Source organism: Rothia sp. P7208, from assembly GCF_048512915.1.
Classification (GTDB): domain Bacteria; phylum Actinomycetota; class Actinomycetes; order Actinomycetales; family Micrococcaceae; genus Rothia.
Genome location: NZ_JBLXXW010000001.1, coordinates 592,006 through 617,214, shown reverse-complemented (window position 1 = coordinate 617,214; position 25,209 = coordinate 592,006). Strand labels below are relative to the sequence as shown.

Annotated in this window: 22 protein-coding genes; 8 read left to right on the top strand and 14 right to left on the bottom strand. The window is 48.3% G+C overall.

Annotation, left to right across the window (positions count from 1 at the left end; translation table 11 throughout):
- Positions 1-194: 194 nt before the first annotated feature.
- The 9 genes from ACN084_RS02905 to ACN084_RS02865 all read right to left on the bottom strand — a co-directional run bounded on the left by ACN084_RS02905 (position 195) and on the right by ACN084_RS02865 (position 10,187).
- The gene (locus tag ACN084_RS02905) at positions 195-1,169 is read right to left on the bottom strand and encodes a Gfo/Idh/MocA family protein (RefSeq protein ID WP_419101217.1); all 975 of its coding nucleotides are present in this window, start codon (positions 1,167-1,169) and stop codon (positions 195-197) included.
- A gap of 40 nt (positions 1,170-1,209) precedes the next feature.
- On the bottom strand, positions 1,210-2,127 hold the full coding sequence (locus tag ACN084_RS02900; protein ID WP_419101216.1) for a sugar phosphate isomerase/epimerase family protein: 918 nt from the start codon (positions 2,125-2,127) through the stop codon (positions 1,210-1,212).
- A 264-nt stretch (positions 2,128-2,391) separates the two neighbouring features.
- The gene (locus ACN084_RS02895; RefSeq protein WP_419105835.1) at positions 2,392-3,891 is read right to left on the bottom strand and encodes a CoA-acylating methylmalonate-semialdehyde dehydrogenase; all 1,500 of its coding nucleotides are present in this window, start codon (positions 3,889-3,891) and stop codon (positions 2,392-2,394) included.
- An 86-nt stretch (positions 3,892-3,977) separates the two neighbouring features.
- Positions 3,978-5,912 carry a 3D-(3,5/4)-trihydroxycyclohexane-1,2-dione acylhydrolase (decyclizing) gene (gene iolD, locus ACN084_RS02890; RefSeq protein ID WP_419105834.1) on the bottom strand — a complete coding sequence of 645 codons (1,935 nt, stop codon included), beginning with the start codon at positions 5,910-5,912 and terminating at the stop codon, positions 3,978-3,980.
- Between the two features lie 40 nt (positions 5,913-5,952).
- On the bottom strand, positions 5,953-6,867 hold the full coding sequence (locus ACN084_RS02885; RefSeq protein ID WP_419105833.1) for a Cgl0159 family (beta/alpha)8-fold protein: 915 nt from the start codon (positions 6,865-6,867) through the stop codon (positions 5,953-5,955).
- Between the two features lie 34 nt (positions 6,868-6,901).
- Positions 6,902-7,867 (bottom strand): 5-dehydro-2-deoxygluconokinase, encoded by a 966-nt coding sequence (gene iolC, locus ACN084_RS02880; protein ID WP_419101212.1) that lies wholly within the window; start codon positions 7,865-7,867, stop codon positions 6,902-6,904.
- 424 nt (positions 7,868-8,291) lie between these two features.
- The gene (locus tag ACN084_RS02875) at positions 8,292-8,759 is read right to left on the bottom strand and encodes a GyrI-like domain-containing protein (protein ID WP_419105832.1); all 468 of its coding nucleotides are present in this window, start codon (positions 8,757-8,759) and stop codon (positions 8,292-8,294) included.
- A 15-nt stretch (positions 8,760-8,774) separates the two neighbouring features.
- Positions 8,775-9,485, bottom strand: coding sequence for a purine-nucleoside phosphorylase (deoD, locus tag ACN084_RS02870; protein ID WP_419101210.1), 711 nt, complete (start codon positions 9,483-9,485; stop codon positions 8,775-8,777).
- Positions 9,486-9,587: 102 nt separating this feature from the next.
- Complete coding sequence (locus tag ACN084_RS02865; RefSeq protein WP_419105831.1) at positions 9,588-10,187, bottom strand: arsenic metallochaperone ArsD family protein; 600 nt, start codon at positions 10,185-10,187, stop codon at positions 9,588-9,590.
- Positions 10,188-10,375: 188 nt separating this feature from the next.
- Here ACN084_RS02865 and ACN084_RS02860 point away from each other — a divergent pair, with 188 nt between their 5' ends.
- On the top strand, positions 10,376-10,891 hold the full coding sequence (locus ACN084_RS02860) for a PTS sugar transporter subunit IIA (RefSeq protein WP_419105830.1): 516 nt from the start codon (positions 10,376-10,378) through the stop codon (positions 10,889-10,891).
- An 8-nt stretch (positions 10,892-10,899) separates the two neighbouring features.
- Here the strand turns inward: ACN084_RS02860 and ACN084_RS02855 are convergent, their stop codons facing one another.
- Positions 10,900-12,213 (bottom strand): hypothetical protein, encoded by a 1,314-nt coding sequence (locus ACN084_RS02855; protein ID WP_419105829.1) that lies wholly within the window; start codon positions 12,211-12,213, stop codon positions 10,900-10,902.
- 219 nt (positions 12,214-12,432) lie between these two features.
- On the opposite strand from ACN084_RS02855, the gene ACN084_RS02850 reads away from it, so the two are divergent.
- The 3 genes from ACN084_RS02850 (at position 12,433) to gabT (ending at position 16,870) form a co-directional block, all read left to right on the top strand.
- The gene (locus ACN084_RS02850; protein ID WP_419105828.1) at positions 12,433-13,914 is read left to right on the top strand and encodes an NAD-dependent succinate-semialdehyde dehydrogenase; all 1,482 of its coding nucleotides are present in this window, start codon (positions 12,433-12,435) and stop codon (positions 13,912-13,914) included.
- A gap of 55 nt (positions 13,915-13,969) precedes the next feature.
- Positions 13,970-15,397 (top strand): gamma-aminobutyraldehyde dehydrogenase, encoded by a 1,428-nt coding sequence (locus ACN084_RS02845; RefSeq protein ID WP_419105827.1) that lies wholly within the window; start codon positions 13,970-13,972, stop codon positions 15,395-15,397.
- A 132-nt stretch (positions 15,398-15,529) separates the two neighbouring features.
- Complete coding sequence (gene gabT, locus ACN084_RS02840; RefSeq protein ID WP_419105826.1) at positions 15,530-16,870, top strand: 4-aminobutyrate--2-oxoglutarate transaminase; 1,341 nt, start codon at positions 15,530-15,532, stop codon at positions 16,868-16,870.
- Positions 16,871-16,986: 116 nt separating this feature from the next.
- Here the strand turns inward: gabT and ACN084_RS02835 are convergent, their stop codons facing one another.
- Positions 16,987-18,267: a sucrase ferredoxin gene (locus ACN084_RS02835; RefSeq protein ID WP_419105825.1), complete on the bottom strand. Its 1,281-nt coding sequence runs from the start codon at positions 18,265-18,267 to the stop codon at positions 16,987-16,989.
- A 61-nt stretch (positions 18,268-18,328) separates the two neighbouring features.
- Between ACN084_RS02835 and ACN084_RS02830 the strand changes: the two genes are divergently transcribed.
- The 4 genes from ACN084_RS02830 (at position 18,329) to ACN084_RS02815 (ending at position 22,216) form a co-directional block, all read left to right on the top strand.
- Complete coding sequence (locus ACN084_RS02830) at positions 18,329-18,736, top strand: RNA-binding S4 domain-containing protein (RefSeq protein ID WP_419105824.1); 408 nt, start codon at positions 18,329-18,331, stop codon at positions 18,734-18,736.
- Between the two features lie 72 nt (positions 18,737-18,808).
- A complete protein-coding gene (locus ACN084_RS02825; RefSeq protein WP_419105823.1) occupies positions 18,809-19,339 on the top strand; it encodes an N-acetyltransferase family protein in 531 nt (176 codons plus the stop codon).
- Between the two features lie 31 nt (positions 19,340-19,370).
- On the top strand, positions 19,371-20,723 hold the full coding sequence (locus ACN084_RS02820; protein WP_419105822.1) for an MATE family efflux transporter: 1,353 nt from the start codon (positions 19,371-19,373) through the stop codon (positions 20,721-20,723).
- 167 nt (positions 20,724-20,890) lie between these two features.
- Positions 20,891-22,216 carry an MFS transporter gene (locus ACN084_RS02815; protein ID WP_419105821.1) on the top strand — a complete coding sequence of 442 codons (1,326 nt, stop codon included), beginning with the start codon at positions 20,891-20,893 and terminating at the stop codon, positions 22,214-22,216.
- A 65-nt stretch (positions 22,217-22,281) separates the two neighbouring features.
- Here ACN084_RS02815 and ACN084_RS02810 read toward each other — a convergent pair whose 3' ends face one another.
- The 3 genes from ACN084_RS02810 to pdxS form a co-directional block, all read right to left on the bottom strand.
- The gene (locus ACN084_RS02810; RefSeq protein ID WP_419105820.1) at positions 22,282-23,319 is read right to left on the bottom strand and encodes a YeiH family protein; all 1,038 of its coding nucleotides are present in this window, start codon (positions 23,317-23,319) and stop codon (positions 22,282-22,284) included.
- Positions 23,320-23,376: 57 nt separating this feature from the next.
- Positions 23,377-24,015, bottom strand: a complete 639-nt coding sequence (pdxT, locus tag ACN084_RS02805; RefSeq protein ID WP_419105819.1) for a pyridoxal 5'-phosphate synthase glutaminase subunit PdxT — start codon at positions 24,013-24,015, stop codon at positions 23,377-23,379.
- Positions 24,016-24,218: 203 nt separating this feature from the next.
- Positions 24,219-25,124: a pyridoxal 5'-phosphate synthase lyase subunit PdxS gene (gene pdxS, locus ACN084_RS02800; RefSeq protein WP_419105818.1), complete on the bottom strand. Its 906-nt coding sequence runs from the start codon at positions 25,122-25,124 to the stop codon at positions 24,219-24,221.
- Between the last annotated feature and the right edge of the window lie 85 nt (positions 25,125-25,209).

Here is a 25,209-nt window from a genome sequence, read left to right as displayed (position 1 = left end):
ACCCAATGTGTTACTAAACACTATATATTTGTCATGACATAATGACAATCTTTTTAAGAAAATTTTTTATCCCCTTTTTCTTGAAACGACAATCAGCCCTAATCTAAGAAAAAGAGTGCAAAGACAAGCAGATACGCGAAGAGGGGGTACCAACGTGTTGGTACCCCCTCTAGCGTAGATACCCGAAAATATCTTTAGCGATACAAATCAGGTTTCTCTTCGAGAACAACCTGCTCAACATTTCCGGAATTCAACGCCGCAAAACCAGCTTCACAACAAGCAGCCGCCGCATAACCATCCCAAGCAGATGGGCCAGTATGCTCACCCTTGCTGATGGCATTAATCCATGCCTGAACTTCTTGATCATATGCATCAACAAAGCGAGGCTCAAAACTGGGGCAGGTCAAATCTTGACCGACAGAAATGTGGTTTTCTTCAAATACCGCGCGAGTAGTTACAGAATATCCAAAACGAGCAGTGACATGAGTGCTAACCGTTACCAGTACGCCAGACTCAGTCTCCATAATGACCTTTGCAGGATCAGCAAGCTCACCTTGAGCATGCTTGGTCTTCTTGCCAGAGATTACACGGACTGTCTTAATCTCTTCACCAGTCAGATAACGAACTCCGTCAAACTCGTGAACAACAGTGTCGTCAATGAGATTGCGCCCCGTATAAGAATCCAACACATACGGATTAATATGTTCGCAATCAAGCTGCAAAAGTTCACCATAAGAACCAGCTTGAACAGCTGCACGAATAGTGCGGTAACCGCCATCAAAACGACGCATGAAGCCAACCTGAATCAACTTCTTGCCGGTAGCAACTTCAGCCTTAACAATTTCATATGCAGAGGCTGAATCTGGGGTGAGTGGCTTCTCGCAAAGAATAGGCAATCCAGCCTCTAATGCAGGCTGTAAAACAGGTGCATGTAAGAAACCAGGAGTCGCAATTAAAACAGCGTCAACACTGTCAGACTCAAGAGCCTTGTGGAAATCAGTATAAACCTGAGCTCCATCAATACCTTCAAGAGCTTCAATAGCCTTAGACTCATCAATATCTACTACTGCGCTAACGCGTGCGCCATCAATACGTTCGTGAATACGACGAATATGGTCGTATCCCATACGTCCAGCGCCAACAACGGCAACACGAATATCCTGAGACATCTTTACTTCCTTTTCAATAACAGATGAAGTTGGGTTATCTTTAGCCAATTACGGTGCGAGAACCGCAACCAAGTAGATAAGTTTTGGTGCGCTGAGCGATAGGTAGTGGGATATCAAAAGATTTCACAGGATACATATCCTGCTCAACAATGCCAAAGAGTGGTCGGTTGAGAGCCTCAGCAGCTTCAATAACTTTCGACAAGTCAGGCAATCCGTGAGGTGGTTCGCACATCACTCCACTTGCGGTTGCATCTTTGAAGGTCATGTTTTCTTCACGTACTCGGCGAAGAATCTCAGGGTCTACCTGCTTCAAGTGCAAGTACCCGATGCGTTCAGGATACTTTTCAATGAGTTCAACAGAAGAAGCTCCACCATACTGGGCATGTCCGGTGTCCAAGCAGAGAGTAACAAGCTTCGGGTCAGTTACAGCAAGGAACTTTTCAATCTCTTCCATGGTCTCAACATGAGAATCTGCATGGGAGTGGAACTGCTGGAACAAGCCGAAGTCGCGCTGAAGGGTTTCTCCAAGCTTGTTGTGTCCTTGAGCAAGATTATCCCACTGCTGTTCGGTCAAGGTTGATGGCTCTAGTTCTTCGCCGGTCTTGTCATCGCGCCAAAGAGCCGGAATAACAACAATGTGCTTTGCGCCCATAGCTGCTGTTAGTTCAGCAACCTTGCGAGCGGGCTCCCATGCGATATCCCACTGCTCCTGTCCGCCTCGATGGAAAGCCGTGAAAACAGTTCCAGCAGAAATTTGCAAATCGCGCTCTTTAAGTTCGCGAGCCAAAACCTCTGGTTCTGCAGGGAGGTAGCCGTAAGGTCCAAGTTCAATCCACTTGTAGCCAGCTTCAGCAACTTCATCTAGGAAACGCTGCCACGGTGTTTGAGCGTCGTCGTCGGCGAACCATACGCCCCAAGAGTCGGGGGCTGTGCCAATGATGAGGTTATTCTCGGTCATGTTCTCACGCTTTCATCGTTGAAAAGTGTTGTCTGGGTGAAAATGAAGAGTTTCAAAAACCCTTAACTATGTAAAGACATACTATCAAATAATGTGTGGTGGTGAACATAGTAGAAGAAAAAGTTTGAGAAAAATTATGAACCTTCAAAGAACCTACATCAACCCTAGCCACAACCACAAAAGAGGAGGGGCTAGTAACCAGTAATCACTAGCTACTAACCCCTCACAACCATCACACATCCAATAAAGGATCCTTTTTAGTCACTAGTTACGTGACTCAAAATTAAAGTTCGCTCCAGAAGCTTGCTTCGGCTCAGGCCAACGCTGAGTAATAGCCTTGCCACGAGTGTAGAAGCGAAGACCATCTTCACCATAAATATGGTGCTCACCAAAGAGCGAATCGTTCCAACCACCGAAAGAGTGATTTGCCAACGGAACAGGCAACGGAACATTGACACCAACCATGCCGACCTTAATCTTTCGGCTAAAGGTACGAGCTGCAGCACCAGAGGAAGTGAAGATGCAGGTACCATTTCCGAAGGGATTGGAGTTAATCAAATCAATACCTTCTTGCAAAGTATTAACACGAATAACTACCAAAACAGGACCAAAAATCTCTTCACCATAAGCGCTCATCTCAGGTGAAACATTATCCAAGATGGTCGGGCCAACAAAGTTACCCTTCTCATGGCCAGGTACAACAAGGTTACGACCATCAATAACAACGGTAGCGCCAGCCTTCTCAGCCTCAGTAATAATGCGCTGAACACGCTCACAAGACTGCGGAGTAATCAAAGGACCCATATCAGCGTCCTTATCCATACCGTTAGAAACCTTGATGTTACGAGCTAAAGCGGTCACCTTCTCGATGGTCTTCTCAGCGGCTTCTCCCACAGCAACAGCAACAGAAATAGCCATGCAACGCTGACCCGCTGCACCAAAAGCTGCAGCGTTAAGGTGCTCAGCAACAACATCCATATCAGCATCAGGCATAATCAACGCATGGTTCTTCGCTCCGCCAAGAGCCTGAACACGCTTGCCGTGCTTCGTACCAGTCTCATGAACATAACGAGCAATAGGAGTAGAACCAACAAACGAAATGCCATCAACATCAGGATGAGTCAAAAGACCGTCAACGGTCTCTTTGCCACCGTGCAAAACGTTGAAAACGCCATCAGGAAGACCAGCTTCCTTCCACAACTTTGCCATGAAGTTTGCAGCAGAGGGGTCACGCTCAGAAGGCTTCAAAATGAAAGCGTTACCAGCAGCAATAGCCAAAGGCGCCATCCACAACTGAATCATGACAGGGAAGTTGAATGGAGTAATACCAGCAACAACGCCCAAAGGCTCACGAACAGAATACGCATCAATACCAGTTGCGGCCTGCGGAGTGAAACGACCACTCACAAGGTTGGTAATACCGCAAGCATACTCAACGATTTCCTGACCACGAGCAATTTCACCGCGAGCGTCAGAAAGAACCTTGCCGTGTTCTGAAACAACAAGTTCTGCTAACTCTCCAGTGTGCTTTACAAGAAGCTCACGGAAACGGAAAAGAACAGCGGTGCGCTTTGCCAAAGATAGCTCAGACCAGCCTTTTGCAGCAGTCTTCGCAGCAGCAACAGCCTTCTCAAGCTCGTCCTGAGAACCAAGGTGCAAAGACCCTAGAACATCTCCGGTAGCAGGGTTAAAAATTTCCTGACGAGCAGAACCAGAGCTAGGTACTTCTTCGCCGTTGATGAAGTGTAGAACTTCGTATGACATATTTACTCCTTGTATAGAGATAGAAAAATATCGGGATAATGCGTGCTGTAACACTCATGCGCCACAGCACACACGACAACTAAAACTTAAGGTCCAAGAAGAGGACGCTGCATGGCCTTCTTCTCACGATAGGTCTCATAAGCATTCTGAGTAGAAGAAAGCTCACTCACACCCGTAATAGGCACATCCCACCACGATTCAGAAGACGGCGCATCAATCATCGGGTCAGACTCAACATGAATAACAATCGGGCCGGAACCTTCTGGTGCTGCTTTCGCCTGAGCCACAGCATCTTGCAAACGCTCACGAACATCCTCACCCGGTTCAACACGAATAACCTTCGCACCCAAAGACTGAGCATTCGCTGCCAAATCAATAGGCAAAGTATCGCCATGATCAAAACTGTGAGTCTCTTTATCCAAGGTGCGGTACTTCGTACCAAAACGCTGAGAACCAACAGACTCAGAGAGTGCACCAATAGACGCATAGCCATGATTTTGAATCAAAACAACAATCAGTTTGATACCTTCTGCTACCGCAGTGACCAACTCAGTGTTCATCATCAGATAAGAACCATCGCCAACCATCACCACAACATCACGACCATCTTGGGTATCTAACGACGCACGCTTCACACCCAAACCGCCAGGAATCTCATAGCCCATACATGAATATGCGTATTCAACGTGGTAACCATAAGCGTCCTTAACTCGCCACATCTTGTGGAGGTCACCAGGTAATGAACCCGCTGCACACACCACAACATCGCGGTCGTCCATTGCCTCATTGACAGCACCAATAATTTCGTTTTGGCTCATCAACGGGCGATAACGCTCAGCAAAAGCATCATCAACAATGCCATTCCAACGAGCCTTTTCTGAAGCAACTTCCTCCGTAACAGCAGAAGAAACTTTGAAACCGCTCAATGCGTCATTGAGCTTAATAAGAGCCTTCTTTGCATCAGCAACCATCGCAACAACACCACTGTGCTTATACGCATCAAATGCTGCAACGTTGATATTGACAAACTTAACATCAGGATTTTGGAATGCCGTACGAGAAGCCGTTGTGAAATCTTCGTAACGAGTACCAATACCAATAATCACATCAGCATCACGAACAAGAGCATTAGATGCCGTAGAACCAGTGGAACCAACAGCACCCAAGCACAAAGGATGATCCCAATCCATCACACCAACAGCAGCCTGAGTGTATGTGACAGGAATGCCTGTTGCGTCTGCAAACTGACGTAGCTCATTTTGAGCAAACGCATAATGTACGCCACCACCAGCAACAATGACAGGTTTCTTCGCTTCGCGAATAACACTCATCGCTGCTTGAATATCAACGTCTTCTGGCTCAGGGCGACGGATTCGCCAATGGCGAGGAGCAAGGAACTCATCAGGAACAAGAATTTCTTCTGCCTGAACATCCTGAGGCAAAGCAATCGTTACTGCACCTGTATCCACGGGGTCAGTCAAAACACGCATACCGTTCAAAAGTGCAGAGAAAACCTGCTCCGGACGCCATACACGATCAAAATAGCGGCTTACAGGACGGAAAATATCATTAACCGTCACATCTGCTGCGTCAAAACGTTCTAGCTGCTGAAGAACAGGATCCGGAACACGAGTAGCGAACTGGTCTGACGGGAAAAGCAATGCCGGAAGACGGTTCGTTGTCGCAAGAGCTGCACCCGTAACCATGTTTGAAGCACCAGGGCCAATTGACGTGGTAACCGCGTATGTTGCACGACGACGAGTATGGCGAGCATACCCAACAGCTTGGTCTACCTGAGCTTGCTCATTACGGCCTTGATAGTACGGCATCAAGGAAGGATCTAGTTCCTGATACTGGCGAAGAGCCTGCCCCATGCCGGCAACATTGCCGTGCCCAAAAATACCGAAAATACCAGGAATAGTGCGCTCACAGTATTCCTGCCCATCAATGGTGTCTACGGTGTACTGGTTCGCTAAGAACTTCACCACAGTCTGAGCTACAGAGAGTTTTTGAAAACCCATAATTTGTGTCCTTATACGTCAAAAGGTGAATGAAAGAAGATTAATCGGTGATGGTGTGATGTAGAAGTGAAGCGGCTGTTTCAACAGCACCAGCAACATTGCCATCTGCAGGGTATAGCAAGGTGCGCCCTACCGTAAGACCCTGAACACCAGGGAGCTTCAACGCATTTTCCCAGCTAGAGAATACCTCTTCGGGAGAACCAGAAGGATCTCCACCCAGAAGGACAGTCGGCATCGTCGTAGCTGCCATAACTCGTTCCATCTCCTCAACAACAGGAAGTTTCATCCACGTATAAGCGGTGTTAGTTCCAAGAGCTTCAGCAATACCGATAGAGGTAATGACGGCATCAGCAGAGAGATTGTTACGAATAGCGCCGTTATGAGTTTCTGAGATAAAAGGCTCAACCATCGCGTAGAGTTCTTGTTCTGCTAAAGCATTAACTGCCTGAGCGCAAGCCTCTAGGGTAGCTACAGTGTTCTCATCACCGTAGTGAATGCGGGTGAGCATTTTGCCGCCGTCAGCGCCAATACGCTTGAGATATTCGGCAGTGTGTCCGGTGAAGCGGTCGTCCATTTCGTTGACAAGCCCACTAATACCACCACGGTTCATCGACCCGAAGACGAGCTTTCCGTCAAGAGCACCTAAAAGGAGTAAGTCGTCGAGAATGTCGGGAGACGCGAGAACACCGTCCACCGCTGGGTTTTTGAGTGCAATTTGTAGGCGGTCAAGAAGATCGCGACGATCTGCCATCGCCATTGCATGATCTTTGACGCGGTTTGCTCCGCGTGCAGGGTGATCTGCAGCGACGATAAAGTTTTGTTTTCCATAACGTGGGCCTTCGTGGCGAACACGGTTGTCGGCTGCACGTTGGATAGCTTGAGGGTCCTCTAGACGGATACGTGTGAGATGCTCATATCGTCTAGGGTCACGCTCTTCATCGTGAGAATGGGACATTGTAATCTCCTGAAAAATTTGGCTCGTGCGGTGCTTAGAAGTTGCGCCCATATTGAGCGAGGAACTCTTGTACTTCAGATTCGGTAGGCATAGCATCCGAACATGCAATTTGTGATGCGACGATAGCGCCTGCACCATTGGCAAAGTCGAGTACCTTATCGAGTTCCCAGCCAGAGAGCACGCCGTGCACAAAAGCTCCGCCGAAAGAGTCTCCAGCGCCAAGACCGTTAGCTGTTTCAACTGGTGTTGGTGCGCATACCACACGGCTGGTTGCGGTCTTTGCAAGAACACCGTTGGCACCCATCTTCACGACAGCAAGTTTGACGCCTGCTTCAAGGAGTCGGTCTGCTTGTTCATCTGGGGTGCCGTCTCCAACTGCTACGGCGCATTCTTCGCGGTTTCCGATAGCGATAGTTGCATAGGAGAGAAGCTGTTGAGCAGCTTGTTGTGCCTGCTCAATGTTTTCCCAGAACATGGGGCGGTAATCTAGGTCGAGGATGGTGTGTTGTTCGTCGGAGAGGAGATCTCGTGGGCGTGCCTCATGTGCTGCAAGTTGCGCGCTACGAGCTGGTTCTTGGCACATTCCTGTTAGAGTGCTCCAGAAGATACGGCTCTCTTTGACAGCTTCTTTGTTGATGTCTGCTTCGGTGAGCTGTAAATCTGGTGCGGTGGGGAAGCGGCCGTAGAAGTATAGGGGGAAATCTTCTGGCGGCTTGATAGCGCAGAAAGTTACGCATGTTTGCAGCTGAGGATCAGTTGAAACATGAGCTTCGTCTACACCGTATTTTTTGAGTTCACGGCGAAGAAAAGTGCCGAAAGGGTCATTGCCAACGCGGGTAATGACCGAAGTTTTATGTCCGTAACGGGCAGCTGCTACCGCTACGTTTGCAGGGGAGCCACCGAGGTATTTACCGAATGATGTGACGTCTTCTAGTCCGACTCCAATGTCGTTAGGGTATACGTCAACGCTGATGCGGCCCATGGTGAGAAGGTCGTACATGAAATCTTTCCTTAGTGGGGTCGTATGGGTTTGGCGTCCTCGCCGAAAAGCTGTTAGTTATAGCGTGCCCCATCACACACCCAAATGTCAATGTTTGTACTGACATAGTTACAAAGTTTCTTTATTTTGCGTTAAAGACTGGAAAAAATTGCAAAAAACCTCACCCTGATACCCCACCCGAAAAAACAAGAACCCCCTACTTCTTGTCACAATAGAACGCCTAGAAAACCCCGTATAAACTATCTGGCTAGCAGAACATTTCCACCTGCACCATACACCTCAGCCCCAGAACGTGATACCTAACTTGCACCGTGCACACCAGAACTGAAAAAACACTCATACCAAACAAACACCATACGAAAAAGGTCGCTCCACCAAACAGTGAAGCGACCTTCTACACCAAAAAACGAGAAGAACTACCCTCTCAAAGTGCCTTAACAGGAACCCAAACCTGCATCATATAATCCTCAGAACTAGTATCCCCAGGACCATACACCTCCAGTGCAGGACCAGACGCCGTCAAAGCTCTCTCAGGCAAAAACGTACCCAAAAGATAATCCAAACCCGTCATAGACGCTAACGGGGCAGGGCCACGAACATCAACAATGGCATAATCACCAGCAGGAACCTCTGCAGCATTCAAACCCAAAGCCTGCGCGTTATCCCGAGAATTCACCACCAAACCAGCCATATAATCAAACTCTTGACGCATATTAGCACCAAAAATAATGGCAACCTGCTGAGTATCCTCAGTGCTAAAACCAGCCAGCTTAACCGTATTCAAAACACGCTCCCACACATCAGCATTGCCAACAGCAGGATCAATCGTCTCACGTAAACCAGCAAGAACAAGCGATGGGCGATGCTCCACTCGCGCAAAATCAGACATCATAAACGCCAGTATCCCTTAACGTGCAGCAACCGGAAGAACAAGCTCCATCATCTGAGTAAAGCTCTTCTGACGCTGCTCACTGGTGGTCTCTTCACCCTTAAACAAATGATCAGAAACCGTGAACAAAGCCAACGCCTCAACACCAGCATGTGCCGCAACAGAATAAATACCAGCAGTCTCCATCTCAACCGCAAGAACACCCATCTGAGCCCAACGCTGAGCATCAGAAGGATCATGACGATAAAATACATCAGAAGACAAAACATTACCCACATGCAACTGAACACCCTGAGACTCAGCCTCCTGCGCCACAGCAGAAAGCAGACTCCACGATGCAGTCGGGGCAAAAGTACCAGGAAGCTTGTACTGATGCATGAAATGAGAATCTGTAGAAGCTGAAGCCGCAACCACAATATCGAATAGTTCAAGCTGATCTTGCATGCCACCACAAGAACCAATACGAATCAGGCGCTCAACACCGAACGTATGAATCAGCTCATAAGTATAAAGACTCGCAGAAGGAATACCCATGCCAGAGCCCATCACAGAAACCTGCTGACCATTAAACATTCCTGTAAACCCAAACATGTTACGAACAGTATTAAACTGCTGAACATCGCTCAGATAATTCTCCGCGATAAACTGCGCACGAAGAGGGTCCCCCGGCAAAAGAACAGTTTTTGCAATAGGAACACCCTGAGGGTTGATATGAGGAGTGCTTGTCATAGGAGCGTCCTTTCAAAGACCATACAGAACTTCAACATCACTGCTGAAGAACACGCTAATAATTCTCAATACTTTAGTTTAGGTGATATGAACGGATAGACCCTATCCGCAACCACAGCCACCGCAACCACAACCCCCAGAAGCCGGCGCACCAGAGAGTCGACGCTCTACCTCAGATAATTCCTCGTCTGAAAACTCATCCTGATTCTCCGCAGACTCCATCAGGTTCTGACGCTGACCAATATCCGGTGCCCCAGAAGGATTCTGAGAAAGACCCGCTAACGTTGCAGCAAAACCTGCCGGAGCTGAAGGCTTTGCAGGGGGAGCCGACTCTGTGGCGACAGGGCCACAACCAGCGGCAGTCGCCGACACCTTTTTCTGCTGAACACTACGAGCGCGCGAAAAACGCTGTAACTGTTCAGCGTCAGGGTAGTGATAAGACACCTTCACCTCACCATCAACCAACAAAATAGGGAGCACATCAGCACCCGATATCTCAATCTGATCAGCTACCGGAACACACTGCGTAAAAGCGCTCGGATAAGAATCTGTTGAATAAACAACAATATCTAAACCTTCATCAAGAAGTTGCTGAGCTGTCCTAAGAAACTCCTCACGCTCTATATCTTGCGGGTCGTCAGGATTCTCTCCCGGAGCGGGAATAAACACCTCAAGTTCAGCATTTTGTACAGTATCAGCCACAATTCTCCTCATCATGATAGAACTCGTATCAACGTTACCCGCGCAGAAGATACTTTGTATATAACAATGTCGAGACAAGCCAAGAACACGTAAAATTTCTGTATCTATGAGTGGCTAAATACCACTCAAGAGTGTTCTGGGTTACTCTCATGGTGTGTAGAGAAACAACATGCGTCCAAAGGAGAACGATGTTTGGATTCAGACGAAAAAAGAGAACAGCCACGCTCTCAACCACACCATATACGCCAGAAGAACTCTTCTCGCCAGTACAAGGAACATATAAGCCACTAAACCTTGTCGGAGACCCCGTATTCTCCAGTGGGCTACTAGGAGAAGGCTACGCCGTAGAAGCGACAGAAGAAACCATCAACGCGCCCGTGAGTGGACGTATCGTTCTCATTCAAAACACCCTCCAAGCATGCGCCATCTGCACGCCACAAGGGGCAGAAGTGCTCATACACATTGGAGTAGACGTCGCCCAACGAAACCACTACGGGCTCAAAGCGTTAGTCGAAACAGGAACTCACATTACCGCAGGAGAACCCCTACTACGCATCAGCAGAGAAAAAGAATACGCCTCCACGCCACTGCCAGAAGTCATGGTCATGGTCACTAACATGAAGAACTTCGGTGTGAACATCACTAACAATGACGTACGTGAGGTCTCCAGCGGAGAGCACCTCGGCTACACTAAGCCACGCTAAAACGACTCCTAGCCAAGGAAAAACTTTTTAACCGCAGCTTTAAGAACACTCTCAGGCTCAGATTCTGCAAAATGACGTCTCTTCGGCTCCTCACGCTCTGCCTCAAGATTCTTCTCCTGAGCAGAAACAGGAAGTGACTCATCTGAAGAAGGCGACGATGTCTCGGGGTCAACAGCAGAAGACTCCTCGGAATCACCAAAAGCATGAGTCGCAAAATCTTGAGCAAACTCTTCCTGAGATTTCTGCCCAGCCTGCCTTGTCTGCCGTACAAACTCATCAACTTGTGAGCGATAAGATATTGTGTCGGATTCAGTAGAAGGAGTCTCTTCTTCTACCGGTAAAGAACCATCTGCAAGAACCTGAGAAGATGCAGGCTCTGTAAGAGAATCCATCGTCACCGCCGAAACAGCCTGCTCCTGCTGTGGCTGACTCTCGTGTGCGCTGTCATCTTTGATGGTGGTAGAGCTTATCCACTGAGCAACCGACGAATCCTCCAAAACGCCCCAACTCTTACGGCGCTCCTCTTCGCTGACCCAGTTGCCAGTCACAAAATCTGAGAAGGAACGAGCAAGAAGACGAGGCGGCTCTGCAATACGCGGGTCGCGGCTAATAACCTGACCCTTTGCGCCAGAAGCTCCAGGGGCAAGATCTACCGCATAAAGAGTATCTGTGTCATGGGCAATCTCTACCCACAGTCGATGAGATAGCAACGGCTGTACAACATCGCTTGGCTGCGCTGGAATACGTGGAAGCTGAGCATCTGCAAGGTCGCTCGCTCCAAAATCTTCTTCAATATGTGATGCAAGAATATCCCCAAAGGGGCCGTCTGCAATCTTTCCATCGCGTACCGTCGAACGATAAAAACGCAACTCCGGCAATGTGATGCCACCACGTTTTTTAATGATGTAATCAATATCTGAAGGAGAATAACCCTTGGTATGCCCTAAACGAGTGAGCGTACGATGAAGTGCTAAACCATCATTTTGGGTGGTTGGTACGCCCTCTAAATCACCGGGGTTATCCTCAACGGCATGATCCCCAATATCTTCATGAGAAAGCGAAGTGTCAATATTGATAACGGCGTTCGGGGGAATAGTGCCACTATTCAATAAATTCTGAGCAGCCACAAGAAAATTTTGGGTGAGCATTGCATCAATAACGATATTTCCGCTGTCGTTGGTCAACGAAAATTCAACTATTTCACCGTGAGAGCTATGAAGGTGCGCGTGAATAGGCTCTTGCGCCTGCTGTGAGTAATTCTCTAGAAGCGAGGTCAGAACCGGCAAATCTATAGTGTTTGTGGGGGAGCTGTTCAAACTCATGGGGTCATTTTCTCATACCGTCGCATTGTGTACAGACTCTTGCGGCAAGAAGATTAAAAATACCTTCAACAAAAGCCATTAATATCGTGATAACGGTAGCAAAAATAATAAAACCTCGCCAAAATTGCCTTAACCCATTAGGTTGGGGTGTGATAGAAGAATCATCATCTTCCCCTATTATTCCAACATTCAACGAAGAACATGGAGAAAAGGACTAACGTGAACACCGCAATCACCGAACTCATCAACAAAGTACCTACCGGCTTGCTCATTGGCGATCAGTGGAAAGAAAGCTCCACCGGAGAAACCTTTGACGTGTTCAACCCTGCAACTGAAGAAAAACTAGCAACTATTGCCTCAGCAACTTCTCAAGATGCTACTGAAGCGTTAGACGCCGCATGTCACGCCGCATATAAAAACAAGGGGTGGGTTGAAACTCCTGCACGTGAACGAGCTGAAATTCTTCGTCGCGCCTACGAACTGGTCGCAGAACGTGCCGAAGACTTCGCTCAACTTATGACACTTGAAATGGGTAAACCGCTTGCAGAAGCTCACGGAGAAGTGAAATACGGTGCTGAGTTTCTTCGCTGGTTCTCTGAAGAAACCGTTCGTAACTACGGGCGATACGTTAACACACCCGAAGGAACAAACCGTATCCTCACCTCCCGCAAACCCGTTGGTCCGTGCTTGCTCATCACCCCATGGAATTTTCCTCTTGCTATGGCAACACGCAAAGTCGCCCCAGCTATCGCCGCTGGCTGCACCATGATTCTCAAGCCAGCACGACTCACCCCTTTGACCGCACAATACTTTGCGCAAACAATGCTCGATGCTGGACTTCCTTACGGAGTGCTCAACGTCGTACCCTCAGCCTCAGCATCTGCTATTAGTGCGCCCCTCCTTGCTGATTCTCGACTGCGTAAAGTGTCCTTTACTGGATCAACGGAAGTCGGTAAAAAACTCCTCGAACAAGCTTCCGCAAATGTTCTGCGCACCTCCATGGAACTCGGCGGAAACGCGCCGTTTATCGTCTTTGACGATGCTGATATTGATGACGCCGTCAACGGTGCAATGGGCGCAAAGATGCGAAACATGGGTCAAGCCTGCACTGCCGCAAACCGTTTTATTGTGCACGAATCAGTTGCTGAAGAATTCACTGAAAAATTTACCGAAAAAATCCGTCAGATGAAAGTCGGCAACGGTATGGATGAAGGGGTTACTTGCGGTCCTCTCATCGAAAAGAAAGCACAAGAACAGATGAGCGAAAAAGTTGCTGACGCGGTAGCTCACGGTGCTCGTATCGTTGTGGGAGGTCACGCAATAGATGGTGCAGGATATTTCTTTGAACCAACCGTGTTAGCTAACGTTCCAGCAGAAGCATCTGTGATTCGTGAAGAAATCTTTGGGCCTATTGCACCCATTATGACCTTTAGCGATGAATATGAAGCTTACCGCATGGCTAATAACACCGAATACGGGCTTGCCTCCTATGTTTACACTAAGGATTATCAGCGTCAACTGCGTGCCGCTGACCACCTAGAATTCGGTTTGGTGGGTTGGAATGCTGGGGTTATCTCTAACGCGGCTGCACCCTTTGGTGGAGTTAAACATTCTGGTTTAGGTCGTGAAGGAGCCGCAGAAGGTATCGATGAATACACCTACACGCAATATATCGGAGTTAAAGACCCCTACGCTCTTTAGCAGATATGCTGTAAGTAATGCACGTCACCCCAAGACACAATGAAGGGTTCACCCCATGAAACGCCTACAACACTTCATTAACGGAGAATTTATCGACTCGCTTTCAGTCGAGACACTCGATATCGTTAACCCCGCAACCGAAGAAACCGTTGCACAATCACCTATTGCAACAGCAGAAGAGATCGAAGCCGCCATGAGTGCTGCTCGTGAAGCCTTCACTAGTTGGCGACGAACCACCCCATCACAACGACAAAAATACCTCCTTGAGCTGGCAACAGCCATGGAAGAAAACGCCGATAAACTGGTTGAAGCGCAACACCGCAATACCGGTCAGCCACGAGAAATCATCCGCAACGAAGAAGTTCTCGCCGGTGCAGACCAAATGCGCTTCTTTGCTGGTTGCGCACGCACCCTTGAAGGCAAAGCAGCCTACGAATACATGGCCGACCATACCTCCTATATTCGCCGTGAACCCGTAGGTGTTGTTGCCCAAGTCGCCCCATGGAACTACCCGCTCCTAATGGCCGTGTGGAAACTGGGACCAGCTTTGGCGGCCGGTAATACCGTTGTTCTTAAACCCTCGGACACTACCCCAGAATCCACTCTGGTGCTGGCCCAGCTCATTCAGAATATTTTCCCTGCCGGTGTGGTAAACGTACTCTTAGGAGACGCAAGTGTTGGGGCTCAGATGGTAGAACACCCCACCCCGTCCATGGTCTCTATTACCGGTTCAGTGCGTGCAGGCCAAGCAGTCGCCGCAAGCGCCGCAAAAGACCTCAAACGTGCACACCTTGAACTTGGTGGTAAAGCTCCCGCCATCGTTTTCGCTGATGCAGATTTACCTCGCGCGGCTCGTATGCTCACCGAATTCGGGTACTTTAATGCTGGTCAAGACTGCACTGCTATTACTCGTGTTCTTGTTGAAGAGTCTGTCTACGAACAATTCCGTGCACTGCTGGTGCAAGAAGCCGAAAAGATTACGACCGGAGACGCAGACGACTCAAAGAACTATTATGGCCCGCTCAATAACGTCAACCATTTCAAGACGGTTATGCAGAAGCTAGAGAACCTTCCTGAGCACGCGGTTGTTGATACGGGCGGTGTTCGTTGCACTGAACGCGGATACTTCATTGCACCCACGGTGATTAGTAACGTCAAACAGCAAGACCCTATCGTCCAAGAAGAAACATTTGCGCCGGTTCTGACTGTGCAACCTTTCAGTGATGAGGCAGAAGCTCTAGAACTAGCTAATGACGTCTCGTATGCCTTGGCGTCTTCTGTGTGGACAAACAACCACGGTGTTGCTATGCGCATGTCTCGCGACCTTGATTTTGGTGCTGTATGGATTAACACTCACGTCATGCTCACCGCAGAAATGCCACATGGAGGATACAAACTCTCTGGATACGGCAAAGACCTCTCCCTGTATTCAGTAGAAGAGTACACCCGCATCAAACACGTGATGAGTGATATGAGCGTGTAATTCCTCTACGGCGGGAGTCTTTAGCTCCTGCTTGTGAAGTGACTGAACACAAAAGCTGCCGAGAAGAGACCCGAACGTTTCACGTGAAACGTCAACTCTTCTCGGTTGCTTCCTCTAAGAGAAAGTACATCAATGACAAACATAACCTACCGCCTACCACAAGAAATCAAACTCAACGGCACCTTCCCCGGTGAACGCTCACAACAACTAGCACAACGACGAGCAGACGCCGTACCCGCCGGAGTCGCCTCCACCGCGCCCATCTACGCACAAGACGCAGACGGCGGAGTAATCCTCGACGTCGACGGAAACTCCTTCGTAGACCTCGGCTCAGGCATCGCCGTGACCTCCGTAGGCGCAAGCGCCCCACGAGTGGTCAAAGCCATCCAAGAAGCCAGCGAACATTTCACCCACACCTGTTTTATGGTCACCCCCTACGAGGGGTATATTGCGGTAGCAGAAAAACTCAACGAACTCACCCCCGGTAACTTCCCTAAACGATCCGTCCTCTTCAACTCCGGCGCAGAAGCCGTAGAAAACGCCGTAAAAATCGCGCGCGCAGCAACCGGACGTAACGCCATCATCGTTTTCGACCACGCATACCACGGGCGAACCAACCTCACCATGGCACTCACCGCAAAAGCCACCCCCTACAAAAAAGGCTTTGGTCCATTCGCACCAGAAATCTACCGTGTGCCCATGAGCTACCCCTACCGTGACGGTGAAGAACTCACCGGCGCACAAGCGGCACAACGAGCTATCGACATCATCGAAAAACAAGTCGGAGCAGAATACATCGCCGCCGTGCTCATCGAACCCATTCAAGGTGAAGGCGGATTCATCGTCCCCGCAGAAGGATTTCTCTCTAACATCGCACAATGGGCAAAGAGCAAAGACATCGTCTTCATCGCCGACGAAGTACAAGCCGGATTCTGCCGTACCGGACGATGGTTCGCCAGCGAATATGAAGGCATCGAGCCAGACCTTATCACCACCGCAAAAGGCATTGCCGGTGGTATGCCATTATCAGCCGTTACCGGACGAGCTGAACTCTTCGAAAAAGTGCAACCAGGCGGACTCGGCGGCACCTATGGCGGAAACCCTGTCGCCTGCGCCTCAGCTCTCGCCACCATTGAAACCATGCAAGAATGGAACCTCAACGAACGCGCGTTACGTATTGAACAACTCATCCGCCAAAAACTTGAACCACTCGTCCCCGAACTGCCTATTCTTGGTCAAGTACGTGGACGCGGCGCCATGATGGCACTAGAGTTCGTTCTCGACACCGACTCACAAGAGCCACATCCGCAAGCAGCACGAGATATTGCAAGCTACTGCCTAGAACGCGGAGTGCTTATCCTCACCTGCGGAACATACGGCAACGTTGTACGCTTATTACCTCCTCTAACCATCCCAGAAAATCTCCTTGAACAGGCATTAGATATTCTGGTTGAAGGTATCCGCTCAATCTAAAACATTCCTACACTCTAAAAGTGTTGTCCCCGTAGCATGCACGCTACGGGGACAACACTTTAACAAGAAAAAACTACAATCTTCAGAACCACAACTGAAAACTTACCAGTAACTGACTAACGACGATGAGACGCCTTCTCCACCGAGAGAACCTTAAACGTTGAGAGCGGTTTTTCTCCTTTACCGCAAGACTCACGTGCCGGAGCAGTCTTCGTTTTAGCTGTGACAACAATCCACGAACGACCATCCTCATGGTGAACAATAGAGCGCTGAACACCCTTATACGCGGACGAAAAAACTTGAGAAGACCCAGTATCCTGCCCACCATGAAGCAACGCATACTTCTCACGACGGTACTGCTCTTTAACCTCACGATACCGCCGATTAAGCTCGTTGAGCTCTACCAGCTCTTCGACACATGCCTGACCATAAGACAACTTTTTGCGTAGAACCTTCGCCCGCGCCTTCTGCTCACGCCACAGTCGACTCTTACGCAACCGCGCATACTTCTTCTTCAACTGCCGATACTCTCGAGACTTCTTAAGATTCTTCTTTTTCTGTGAGGACTTCTCACTTTTAACAGAAGAAAACGACAGCTGAGAAATAGTAGGCTCTTCTCCACCCTGAGCAAGATACTCACGAACAGCAACCTCTGCCACCTGATGAACCGCCGCAAGAGAAGAACAACCACGAATACCAGCCAACGACGGAACCTGATACTCCTCTAAAGACACCACCGCCATAAGAGCAGCAGCAGGAGTCAGCCGACCATACATATAACCAGCAGGCAACACCACACCGGTGGGAGCTAAACGATGCCCACCAATATGCGAACACTCCCAAACCGTCTCCGGAGGGCGAACCTGCTTGAGATACTGTGCAATAGGCCGTCCTGCTAACGCACAACACCGATCACGCTTACCATGAGTACACAAAAATATGAGACTATGAGGAACCTTCTTAACACCCTTAATCTTCTGCGGTGAGTGCAACGGAAGAGAGAGCATCTTCTCTAGATGAGGAACCTCAAAACGGTACGTGTGCTGTTTCCCCTGTGCGCTGTTAACAATAAAAATGCGGTGTGTTTGACGCTTCTGCTGAGATTGACTTCCACGTGAAGCCGGCTCCCTAATAAACAACAGCTTATATCCGCGAAGTTTTTTAACCTTACGCGCAATTCTTCGAGCAAGTGCAGAATGAACACTGCCACCTTTGAGGATATCTCGCCCCCACTGCCCTGGCACCTCAACACCAACCCATCCACGGGTACGTGTAGCCGTCCCATAAGTTTCCCCCTCAACATTCTGAGAACAAGACTCTGGTGGAAGAACAGGGAAACGGATAGTAGAAAGAATCTCCTCATGCGAGCAGGGTGGGGGGGCGAGGGTGGTAGTCATATCTTCAGCTTAGCTGGGTATGCTAAGAGAGTCATATTTGTTTTGAGGAAAGGCACAGAAAATGAGTCAGGACAACCTCAGCTCATCTCATCAACATAATCCACCAGTTCGGGTTGATGTGTGGTTGTGGTCTGTGCGTATCTTTAAAACACGATCCTTAGCGCAGAGTGAATGTAAAGCAGGGCACGTACGTATCGACGATAGCGCTGTTAAACCCTCGCGAACAGTAAAACCGGGAGACGTGATACGTGTACGATACCCCGGATATGAGAAAGTTTTGCGGGTGGTTTATACCATTTCCCGTCGAGTAGGCGCACCTATTGCGGTGACCTGTTACGAGGACTTATCCGAACCATACCCATCATATTTACTGCGTGGCGGTGTTCCCCACCGTGAACCTGGTGCGGGGCGCCCAACAAAAGCTCAACGTCGTGAACTCAACAAACTTCGAGGATACGAAAAATCTTAAAATCTGATGCTCAACCTATAGAGAGGAAAAGCTCTCTTCCGTCGACTCACCCCTGCCACTAGGATAGAGCGAGTGATACATGAAGAAACCCCAAACTACCGGTTAGCAAACCTCAACGACGCACCCATACTGCACACCTTCGCACAAAAGATGTTCCCTGACGCAACACCGTCCTACATCCCCCAAGAAGCAGTACAAACCTTCATCAACGAAAAACTCTCACAAAAAATCTTTGAAGAATACATCCGCTCAGAACACTACCAAGTAGGCATCCTCGAAAAGAACAAACAACCTGTCGGGTACACCGTCCTCTACACCAACACCGCTGAAAACCCCGAAATCGTTGCAGAAGCAGCATGCTTAAGCAAGTTCTATCTAGACCCATCCGTACGCGGCAACGGAACAGCCCAAAAAATGATGGATGCCGTCTGCGAACAAGCACGACAAGCAGGATTCACAACACTATGGCTCGGCACCGCAAAACTCAACATACGTGCCAACAAATTCTACGAAAAATACGGTTTCCGTATCGTCGGAGAACGCAAATTCTACCTCACCAAAGACATCTACGGAGACGACGTCATACGCCGTCTCAACCTCTAAACACCTGCCCCACACAAGTAGAGTAAAGATTATGTCAGCTACCCGCCCTGCACCCTCCAACACCTTGCACCGACAAATCCTTCACCTAGCAATACCAGCCTTCGGCGCACTCGTCGCTGAACCGCTCTTCGTCATGGCTGACTCTGCCATGATCGGACACCTCGGCACCGACAAACTAGCAGGACTCACCCTCGGCTCGACCATCATCCAAACAGTCATAGGGCTAATGGTGTTCCTCTCATACTCCACAACACCAGCAGTTGCCCGAGCCTACGGAAAAAATAACCTCGCTCAAGCCTACGCTGCAGGACGAAACGCGCTCTGGGTCGCCCTCGGACTAGGGGCACTACTTGGCATCTTAGGGTGGGTTTTCTCTCAACAGATCTTCACCGCATTAGGAGCAGACACCGCCACCACCATCAACGCCCAAGAATACTTACACCCCTCACTACTTGGACTGCCCGCCATGCTCGGTGTACTCGCAATCGTAGGGGTGCTACGAGGTTTACAAGACACAAAAACCCCGCTTTATGTTGCCACCGTCGGCGCGATTGTGAACATCGTCCTCGACTGGGTGATGATTTACCTTCTGGGGTGGGGACTTGCCGGCTCTGCTATTGCTACCGCCACCGTACAATGGGGCATGTTCGCTGTCCTCAGTGTGAGTCTGTGGCGGGGTATCACCCGATACGGTGTGCAACTTTCACCCGAACTTTCGGGACTTCGCCACGTATTTGCTCTCGGCTCATGGCTCATGTTGCGCTCGCTTTCTATGCGAGTGGCGTTACTCGGCACGGTTATTGTTGCCACACATCAAGGGCAGACAGCTCTTGCAACCTATCAGCTCACCATGAGCTTTTTTAGCTTTCTTGCTTTTGCGCTCGACTCTTTGGCTATCGCTGCACAGGCTCTTTTAGGTAAAGAACTGGGTGCGCAGAACCTCAACACGGTACAAGGAAAGAACGCTGTTCTTGATCTTAAAAATGCTTTAGTGCGGTGGAGTCTTTATTTTGGTGTAATTACAGGAATTTTCTGTGCACTCATCGGCTTTACTGGTAGCTGGATTTTTAGTTCTGACCTGCACGTTCAACACCTTTTTGCGTTGTCCTTATTAGTTGTGGGACTCACCCAACCATTAGCTGCATATGTTTTTGTTCTAGACGGGGTGCTGATGGGCGCAGAAGACATGCGTTATCTTGGTATTGCTTCACTTATTGTTTTAGGTGCTTACGTGCCGTCACTTCTACTCGTTGACGTCTTCACCCCGCTTATGGGGCAGAGTACGGCCTTTATCGCTCTATGGTTAGCGTATTCTACGGTTTTCATGGGTGCTCGTGCCGTGACTCTTGGCCGACGCGCTCGCACTGAGATATGGGTTCGGTAGGATATGCAATAAAAATATTTGAACTAATTTTGAACCTTTATGATATATTGACTTGCATCACACATGAGCGGTTCTGTTGTCAACGAACTTTGAAAATATAAATAATCACACAAAGTGTATTTCGACGTTGACAGCAGATGTCCAATATCTTTTGAGCAGGTAAAGAGATGTCATCCCGTAAAAAAGTATTAAAAATAATATTAATATCTATCTTTATACTTTCAGGATTTATTGGTTCAGTTTCAGAATCAACTTACGATATGTCCTTCGCTAAAACCGCTCTGGACATATCTGATAGCGTTACATCAATCGGCTGGATATATTTTGCAGGATATCTTACTGAAGCAGTAGCATCAGCAACTTTAGGGTCAAAGATAGACACAATTGGTCCCATAAAAGCAGTCATAATATTTACTTCATTAGCTTCTTTGCTGCTTATCACTGCTGGTCTATCTAACCTCATATTTGGTGTTACCAGCATTATTCTTATAGTACTTTTAGCTGGAGCTATCGACTTTATCAATCAGTTAGTTGGAATTGCTCACGAATCAGCACTTCCCGAAGTCTTCGGCGATGACGAGAGAAGTCTCATCCAATTTTCCGGTCTTGATTCATCGGTTCGGTCTATATCATCTATCGCCGCACCCGTTATATCCGGCGCAATTATTTTTGACTTCCCAGGATTTAAGTCATTAATTATTGTAGGAATACTCTATGGGCTAAGTTATACCTTACTTGTTTTCTTCTTATCAACGGTCAAAAACCAACAGATGGGAGTAACTATTGGACAGCAGACACACTTAACAGAAAAATCTGAGCATAACCAGCAGGAAAAATTAGATGGAACTTTAGAAGAAAAGCCAGCAGAGAGTACGGGTCTTCCTAACGGTTTCCACCAGACGCTATCTTACATTTTAAGGTCACCGTCGTGGAGATATTTCCTTGTGATTGATACGTTAGCTACGGTTGCCATATCCACAGTTCTACTGCTCCTATTCGCGCTATTGGTACACGAATTTACCTTAGACACATCTTCTGCTGGTTTAGTTTTAGGAGCTATGGCTCTAGGATCTTTTATCGCGGCATTTTTTATTGGAAAATCTACAAAAGATACTATTTCCAAATTATTTGGTATTGGATGTTTTATCACAGGTTTAGGAGGTGCCAACATTGCTCTATCCTACGGAACACTAAGCATTGCTATGGTTGGGGCATTTATCTTAGGGTTCGGTAGTGTCTTTCAGCTGAGAGGGATGACCCTTCTTATCCAGCTCAATGCACCTCAAGGAAAAATTGCTGCTTGGTTCTCCGTCATAGATACTGTTGAACTAATTTTCAATGCAATAACAATAATTATTGCCGCATATATCATGGATAAATTTGGTGGAACACCAGTTTTCCTAGTTGTTGCTATCATCTCAATACTATGCTCAATAGCTTGGCTAGCTATTAAAAATACTTACCACTTTACGACAGTAGCCCAACAGCAATAATGAAAGTATATTTTCACTCAACTACCCACGGTAGGAACCCATGAGAGCCTAAGATGCTTGAAAACCTACATGACGACTAAGACCAAGATAAGGCTCACCACAGCCGCAACCACACTCGCAACAGCACCCAAAACAACAGCACTCAACCCCGTCGTCATAATCTTCCGAAGATGAACATTAGTGCCCATCGCACCCATCGCAACAGTAATCAACACCGTTGACAGAACCTCAGCACCCCTCAACACGCTGCTAAGAACACCATCAAATCCCATATAGGTCAACACCGAACGCAAAAATACTGCAACAAGAAAACCCACCACAAAAAGTGGCAACAACGGTGGCCGCTTCTGAGACGACACCCCACGACGAGCTTTCTCTTGCCCCTGCCGATACCCCACATAAGCAACCAAAGGAGCAAGAAGAACCACACGACCCAACTTCGTCACCGTAGCAGTTGCCACCACATCCGTACCGATAAACCCAGCACCCGCAACAACCTGACCCACCTCATGGATAGAAGTACCAATCCAAACCCCAGCCTGCTCCGACGAAAGACCAAACTGAACAGCTAACGCCGGAATAAGAAACATCAAAAATGTTCCAAACAGTGTTACACAAGCAATAGCAGTAGTCGCAGAAGACTCCACATCCTCTTCGGAATCATCTTTTTTCTCTAACACCGCAGACATACCAGCAACCGCAGAAGCACCGCAAATAGCTGTACCCGTCGCAATAAGCATACGAGAATTATGGGCAACACCCATCAAACGTCCGCACCACAACGTCACCAGATACGTGCTCAGCACCGTGACCGCAATGATAAAAAGCACGCCCCAACCTAGCTCAAGAATGTCAGGAATTGCCAGACGCAACCCCAAGAGCACAACACCAACCCTCAAAAACGTTTTACTCGAATACGTCAAACCTGCTGAACAAGAATCGGGGATAAAACCCACATTCCGCATCAAAATGCCGAGAACAATCGCCAACAGGAGAACGCTAACAAGCTGAAACCCCGGAATAAACGTGATGAGATAAGCTCCCACTGTTAACGCAATTGCAAAGAGAATACCGTGTAAGCGGGAGGTAAAAGTACTGAACATAAACTAAACATAACCCATATCTACGATACGTACACCAAGATATGACAGCTTCAACGTTTAAGACAGAGAACAGAATGATGATCTAAAATTCGTCATGCTAAGCAGCTCACGATGAATCGTTGTATCGCCCGTAAGTTCAGGGTGAAAAGAAATACCCATAACATTGCCCTGCCGAACACCGACAACCTGCCCACCATGATGAGCTGTTACCTGAACATCTTGACCCACTCGACTCACTCGAGGAGCCCGAATAAAAGCCGCATGAACAGGGTGTAGCTGTTCATCTGCCCCACGCCAAAGAACCTCTGTCTCTGCAGAATCAACCTGCGAACCAAAAGCGTTACGATCTACAGAAATATCAAGAATATCGAGTGTTTGCTGACCCGGTGCAGGGTCGTCTACAGTGTGCGCTAACATGATGAGCCCAGCACAAGTACCTAACGTTGGGACACCTGAGATAATAGCTTCGCGTAAGGCATCCCGTACCCCAAAAATACGAGTAAGACGGTCAATGGTAGAAGACTCTCCACCGGGAAGAATCAACGCGTCTAACCCATGAAGGTGCTCAGCCTTTTTAATAAGAACTACCTGCGCACCCAGAGATTCCATCATTTGTCCATGTTCTGCGACGCCACCTTGAAGGGCAAGAACACCAACAGTTTTACCGTTCCCAGAATTGTTAACAATAGTGGTCAATGTTTGTACCCTTCGTGTTTTTCTCGCGCAAACTTATACAGATAAAATCTGTGGCTAAACTAAGCATATTTATTGTCTATGCGTGGATTCTATTCTGTGCTATTGAGCCATATTAATAGGCTCCTATAAATACTTGTGGGTGCTATGTGCCCGTTCTAAGGGGGTACGTAGCGCCCACAAGAATTTTTGTGTAATTACAATTCTTACCAGCCGCGCTCAGCTAAACGGTGAGGTGCTGGAAGGTCCGCAACATTAATACCAACCATCGCTTCACCCAAACCACGAGAAGCCTCAGCGATAACAGCAGGGTCGTTATAGAACGCAGTGGCCTTAACGATGGCACGTGCACGAGCAACAGGGTCACCAGACTTAAAAATGCCAGAACCAACAAAAACACCATCTGCACCAAGCTGCATCATCATTGCAGCGTCAGCGGGGGCTGCCACACCACCAGCAGTAAAAAGAACCACCGGAAGTTTTCCTGTGCGTGCCACTTCCACAACGATGTCGTACGGTGCAGCAAGCTCTTTAGCTTTCACATACAACGCGTCAGGAGAGGTCGCATGTAGTGCTTGTAGCTCAGCAATCTCAGATTTAATCGTGCGAATATGCTTTGTCGCTTCAGAAACATCGCCCGTGCCAGCTTCGCCCTTAGAACGAATCATCGCCGCACCTTCAGCAATACGGCGAAGTGCTTCACCCAAATTAGTTGCACCACACACAAAGGGAACAGTGAACTGCTGTTTATCAATATGATTCACATAATCAGCAGGAGAAAGAACCTCAGATTCATCAATATAATCCACCTTGAGAGATTGAAGAACCTGCGCCTCAACAAAATGTCCAATGCGTGCTTTAGCCATCACAGGGATAGACACCGCGTTAATAATGTCTTCAATCATGTCAGGGTCACTCATACGAGCAACGCCACCTTGAGCACGAATATCGGCAGGCACACGCTCCAGTGCCATCACCGCAACCGCACCAGCATCTTCTGCAATTTTTGCTTGTTCAGCGTTGACGACGTCCATAATGACGCCACCTTTGAGCATATCTGCTAATCCTCGTTTGACGAGGGGAGATCCATGAAGTTCAGTATTTTCAGTCATGGTCTCTACTGTGCCCTAAAACGCTGGTCTAAGATAGAGCCAAGAATCAACAAAAATTTTAGACCACTAGGTGGAACTACTACAC

Excerpts from the sequence above, each read along its gene's own strand:
- ACN084_RS02900 (WP_419101216.1), bottom strand. The coding sequence starts at position 2,127 with ATGACCGAGAATAACCTCATCATTGGCACAGCCCCCGACTCTTGGGGC.
- deoD (WP_419101210.1), bottom strand. The coding sequence starts at position 9,485 with ATGACAAGCACTCCTCATATCAACCCTCAGGGTGTTCCTATTGCAAAA.
- ACN084_RS02820 (WP_419105822.1), top strand. The coding sequence starts at position 19,371 with ATGTCAGCTACCCGCCCTGCACCCTCCAACACCTTGCACCGACAAATC.
- ACN084_RS02885 (WP_419105833.1), bottom strand. The coding sequence starts at position 6,867 with ATGTCCCATTCTCACGATGAAGAGCGTGACCCTAGACGATATGAGCAT.
- ACN084_RS02835 (WP_419105825.1), bottom strand. The coding sequence starts at position 18,267 with ATGACTACCACCCTCGCCCCCCCACCCTGCTCGCATGAGGAGATTCTT.
- ACN084_RS02895 (WP_419105835.1), bottom strand. The coding sequence starts at position 3,891 with ATGTCATACGAAGTTCTACACTTCATCAACGGCGAAGAAGTACCTAGC.
- ACN084_RS02905 (WP_419101217.1), bottom strand. The coding sequence starts at position 1,169 with ATGTCTCAGGATATTCGTGTTGCCGTTGTTGGCGCTGGACGTATGGGA.
- ACN084_RS02815 (WP_419105821.1), top strand. The coding sequence starts at position 20,891 with ATGTCATCCCGTAAAAAAGTATTAAAAATAATATTAATATCTATCTTT.
- ACN084_RS02845 (WP_419105827.1), top strand. The coding sequence starts at position 13,970 with ATGAAACGCCTACAACACTTCATTAACGGAGAATTTATCGACTCGCTT.
- iolC (WP_419101212.1), bottom strand. The coding sequence starts at position 7,867 with ATGTACGACCTTCTCACCATGGGCCGCATCAGCGTTGACGTATACCCT.
- ACN084_RS02830 (WP_419105824.1), top strand. The coding sequence starts at position 18,329 with ATGAGTCAGGACAACCTCAGCTCATCTCATCAACATAATCCACCAGTT.
- iolD (WP_419105834.1), bottom strand. The coding sequence starts at position 5,912 with ATGGGTTTTCAAAAACTCTCTGTAGCTCAGACTGTGGTGAAGTTCTTA.
- ACN084_RS02855 (WP_419105829.1), bottom strand. The coding sequence starts at position 12,213 with ATGAGTTTGAACAGCTCCCCCACAAACACTATAGATTTGCCGGTTCTG.
- ACN084_RS02875 (WP_419105832.1), bottom strand. The coding sequence starts at position 8,759 with ATGATGTCTGATTTTGCGCGAGTGGAGCATCGCCCATCGCTTGTTCTT.
- gabT (WP_419105826.1), top strand. The coding sequence starts at position 15,530 with ATGACAAACATAACCTACCGCCTACCACAAGAAATCAAACTCAACGGC.
- pdxS (WP_419105818.1), bottom strand. The coding sequence starts at position 25,124 with ATGACTGAAAATACTGAACTTCATGGATCTCCCCTCGTCAAACGAGGA.
- ACN084_RS02860 (WP_419105830.1), top strand. The coding sequence starts at position 10,376 with ATGTTTGGATTCAGACGAAAAAAGAGAACAGCCACGCTCTCAACCACA.
- ACN084_RS02810 (WP_419105820.1), bottom strand. The coding sequence starts at position 23,319 with ATGTTCAGTACTTTTACCTCCCGCTTACACGGTATTCTCTTTGCAATT.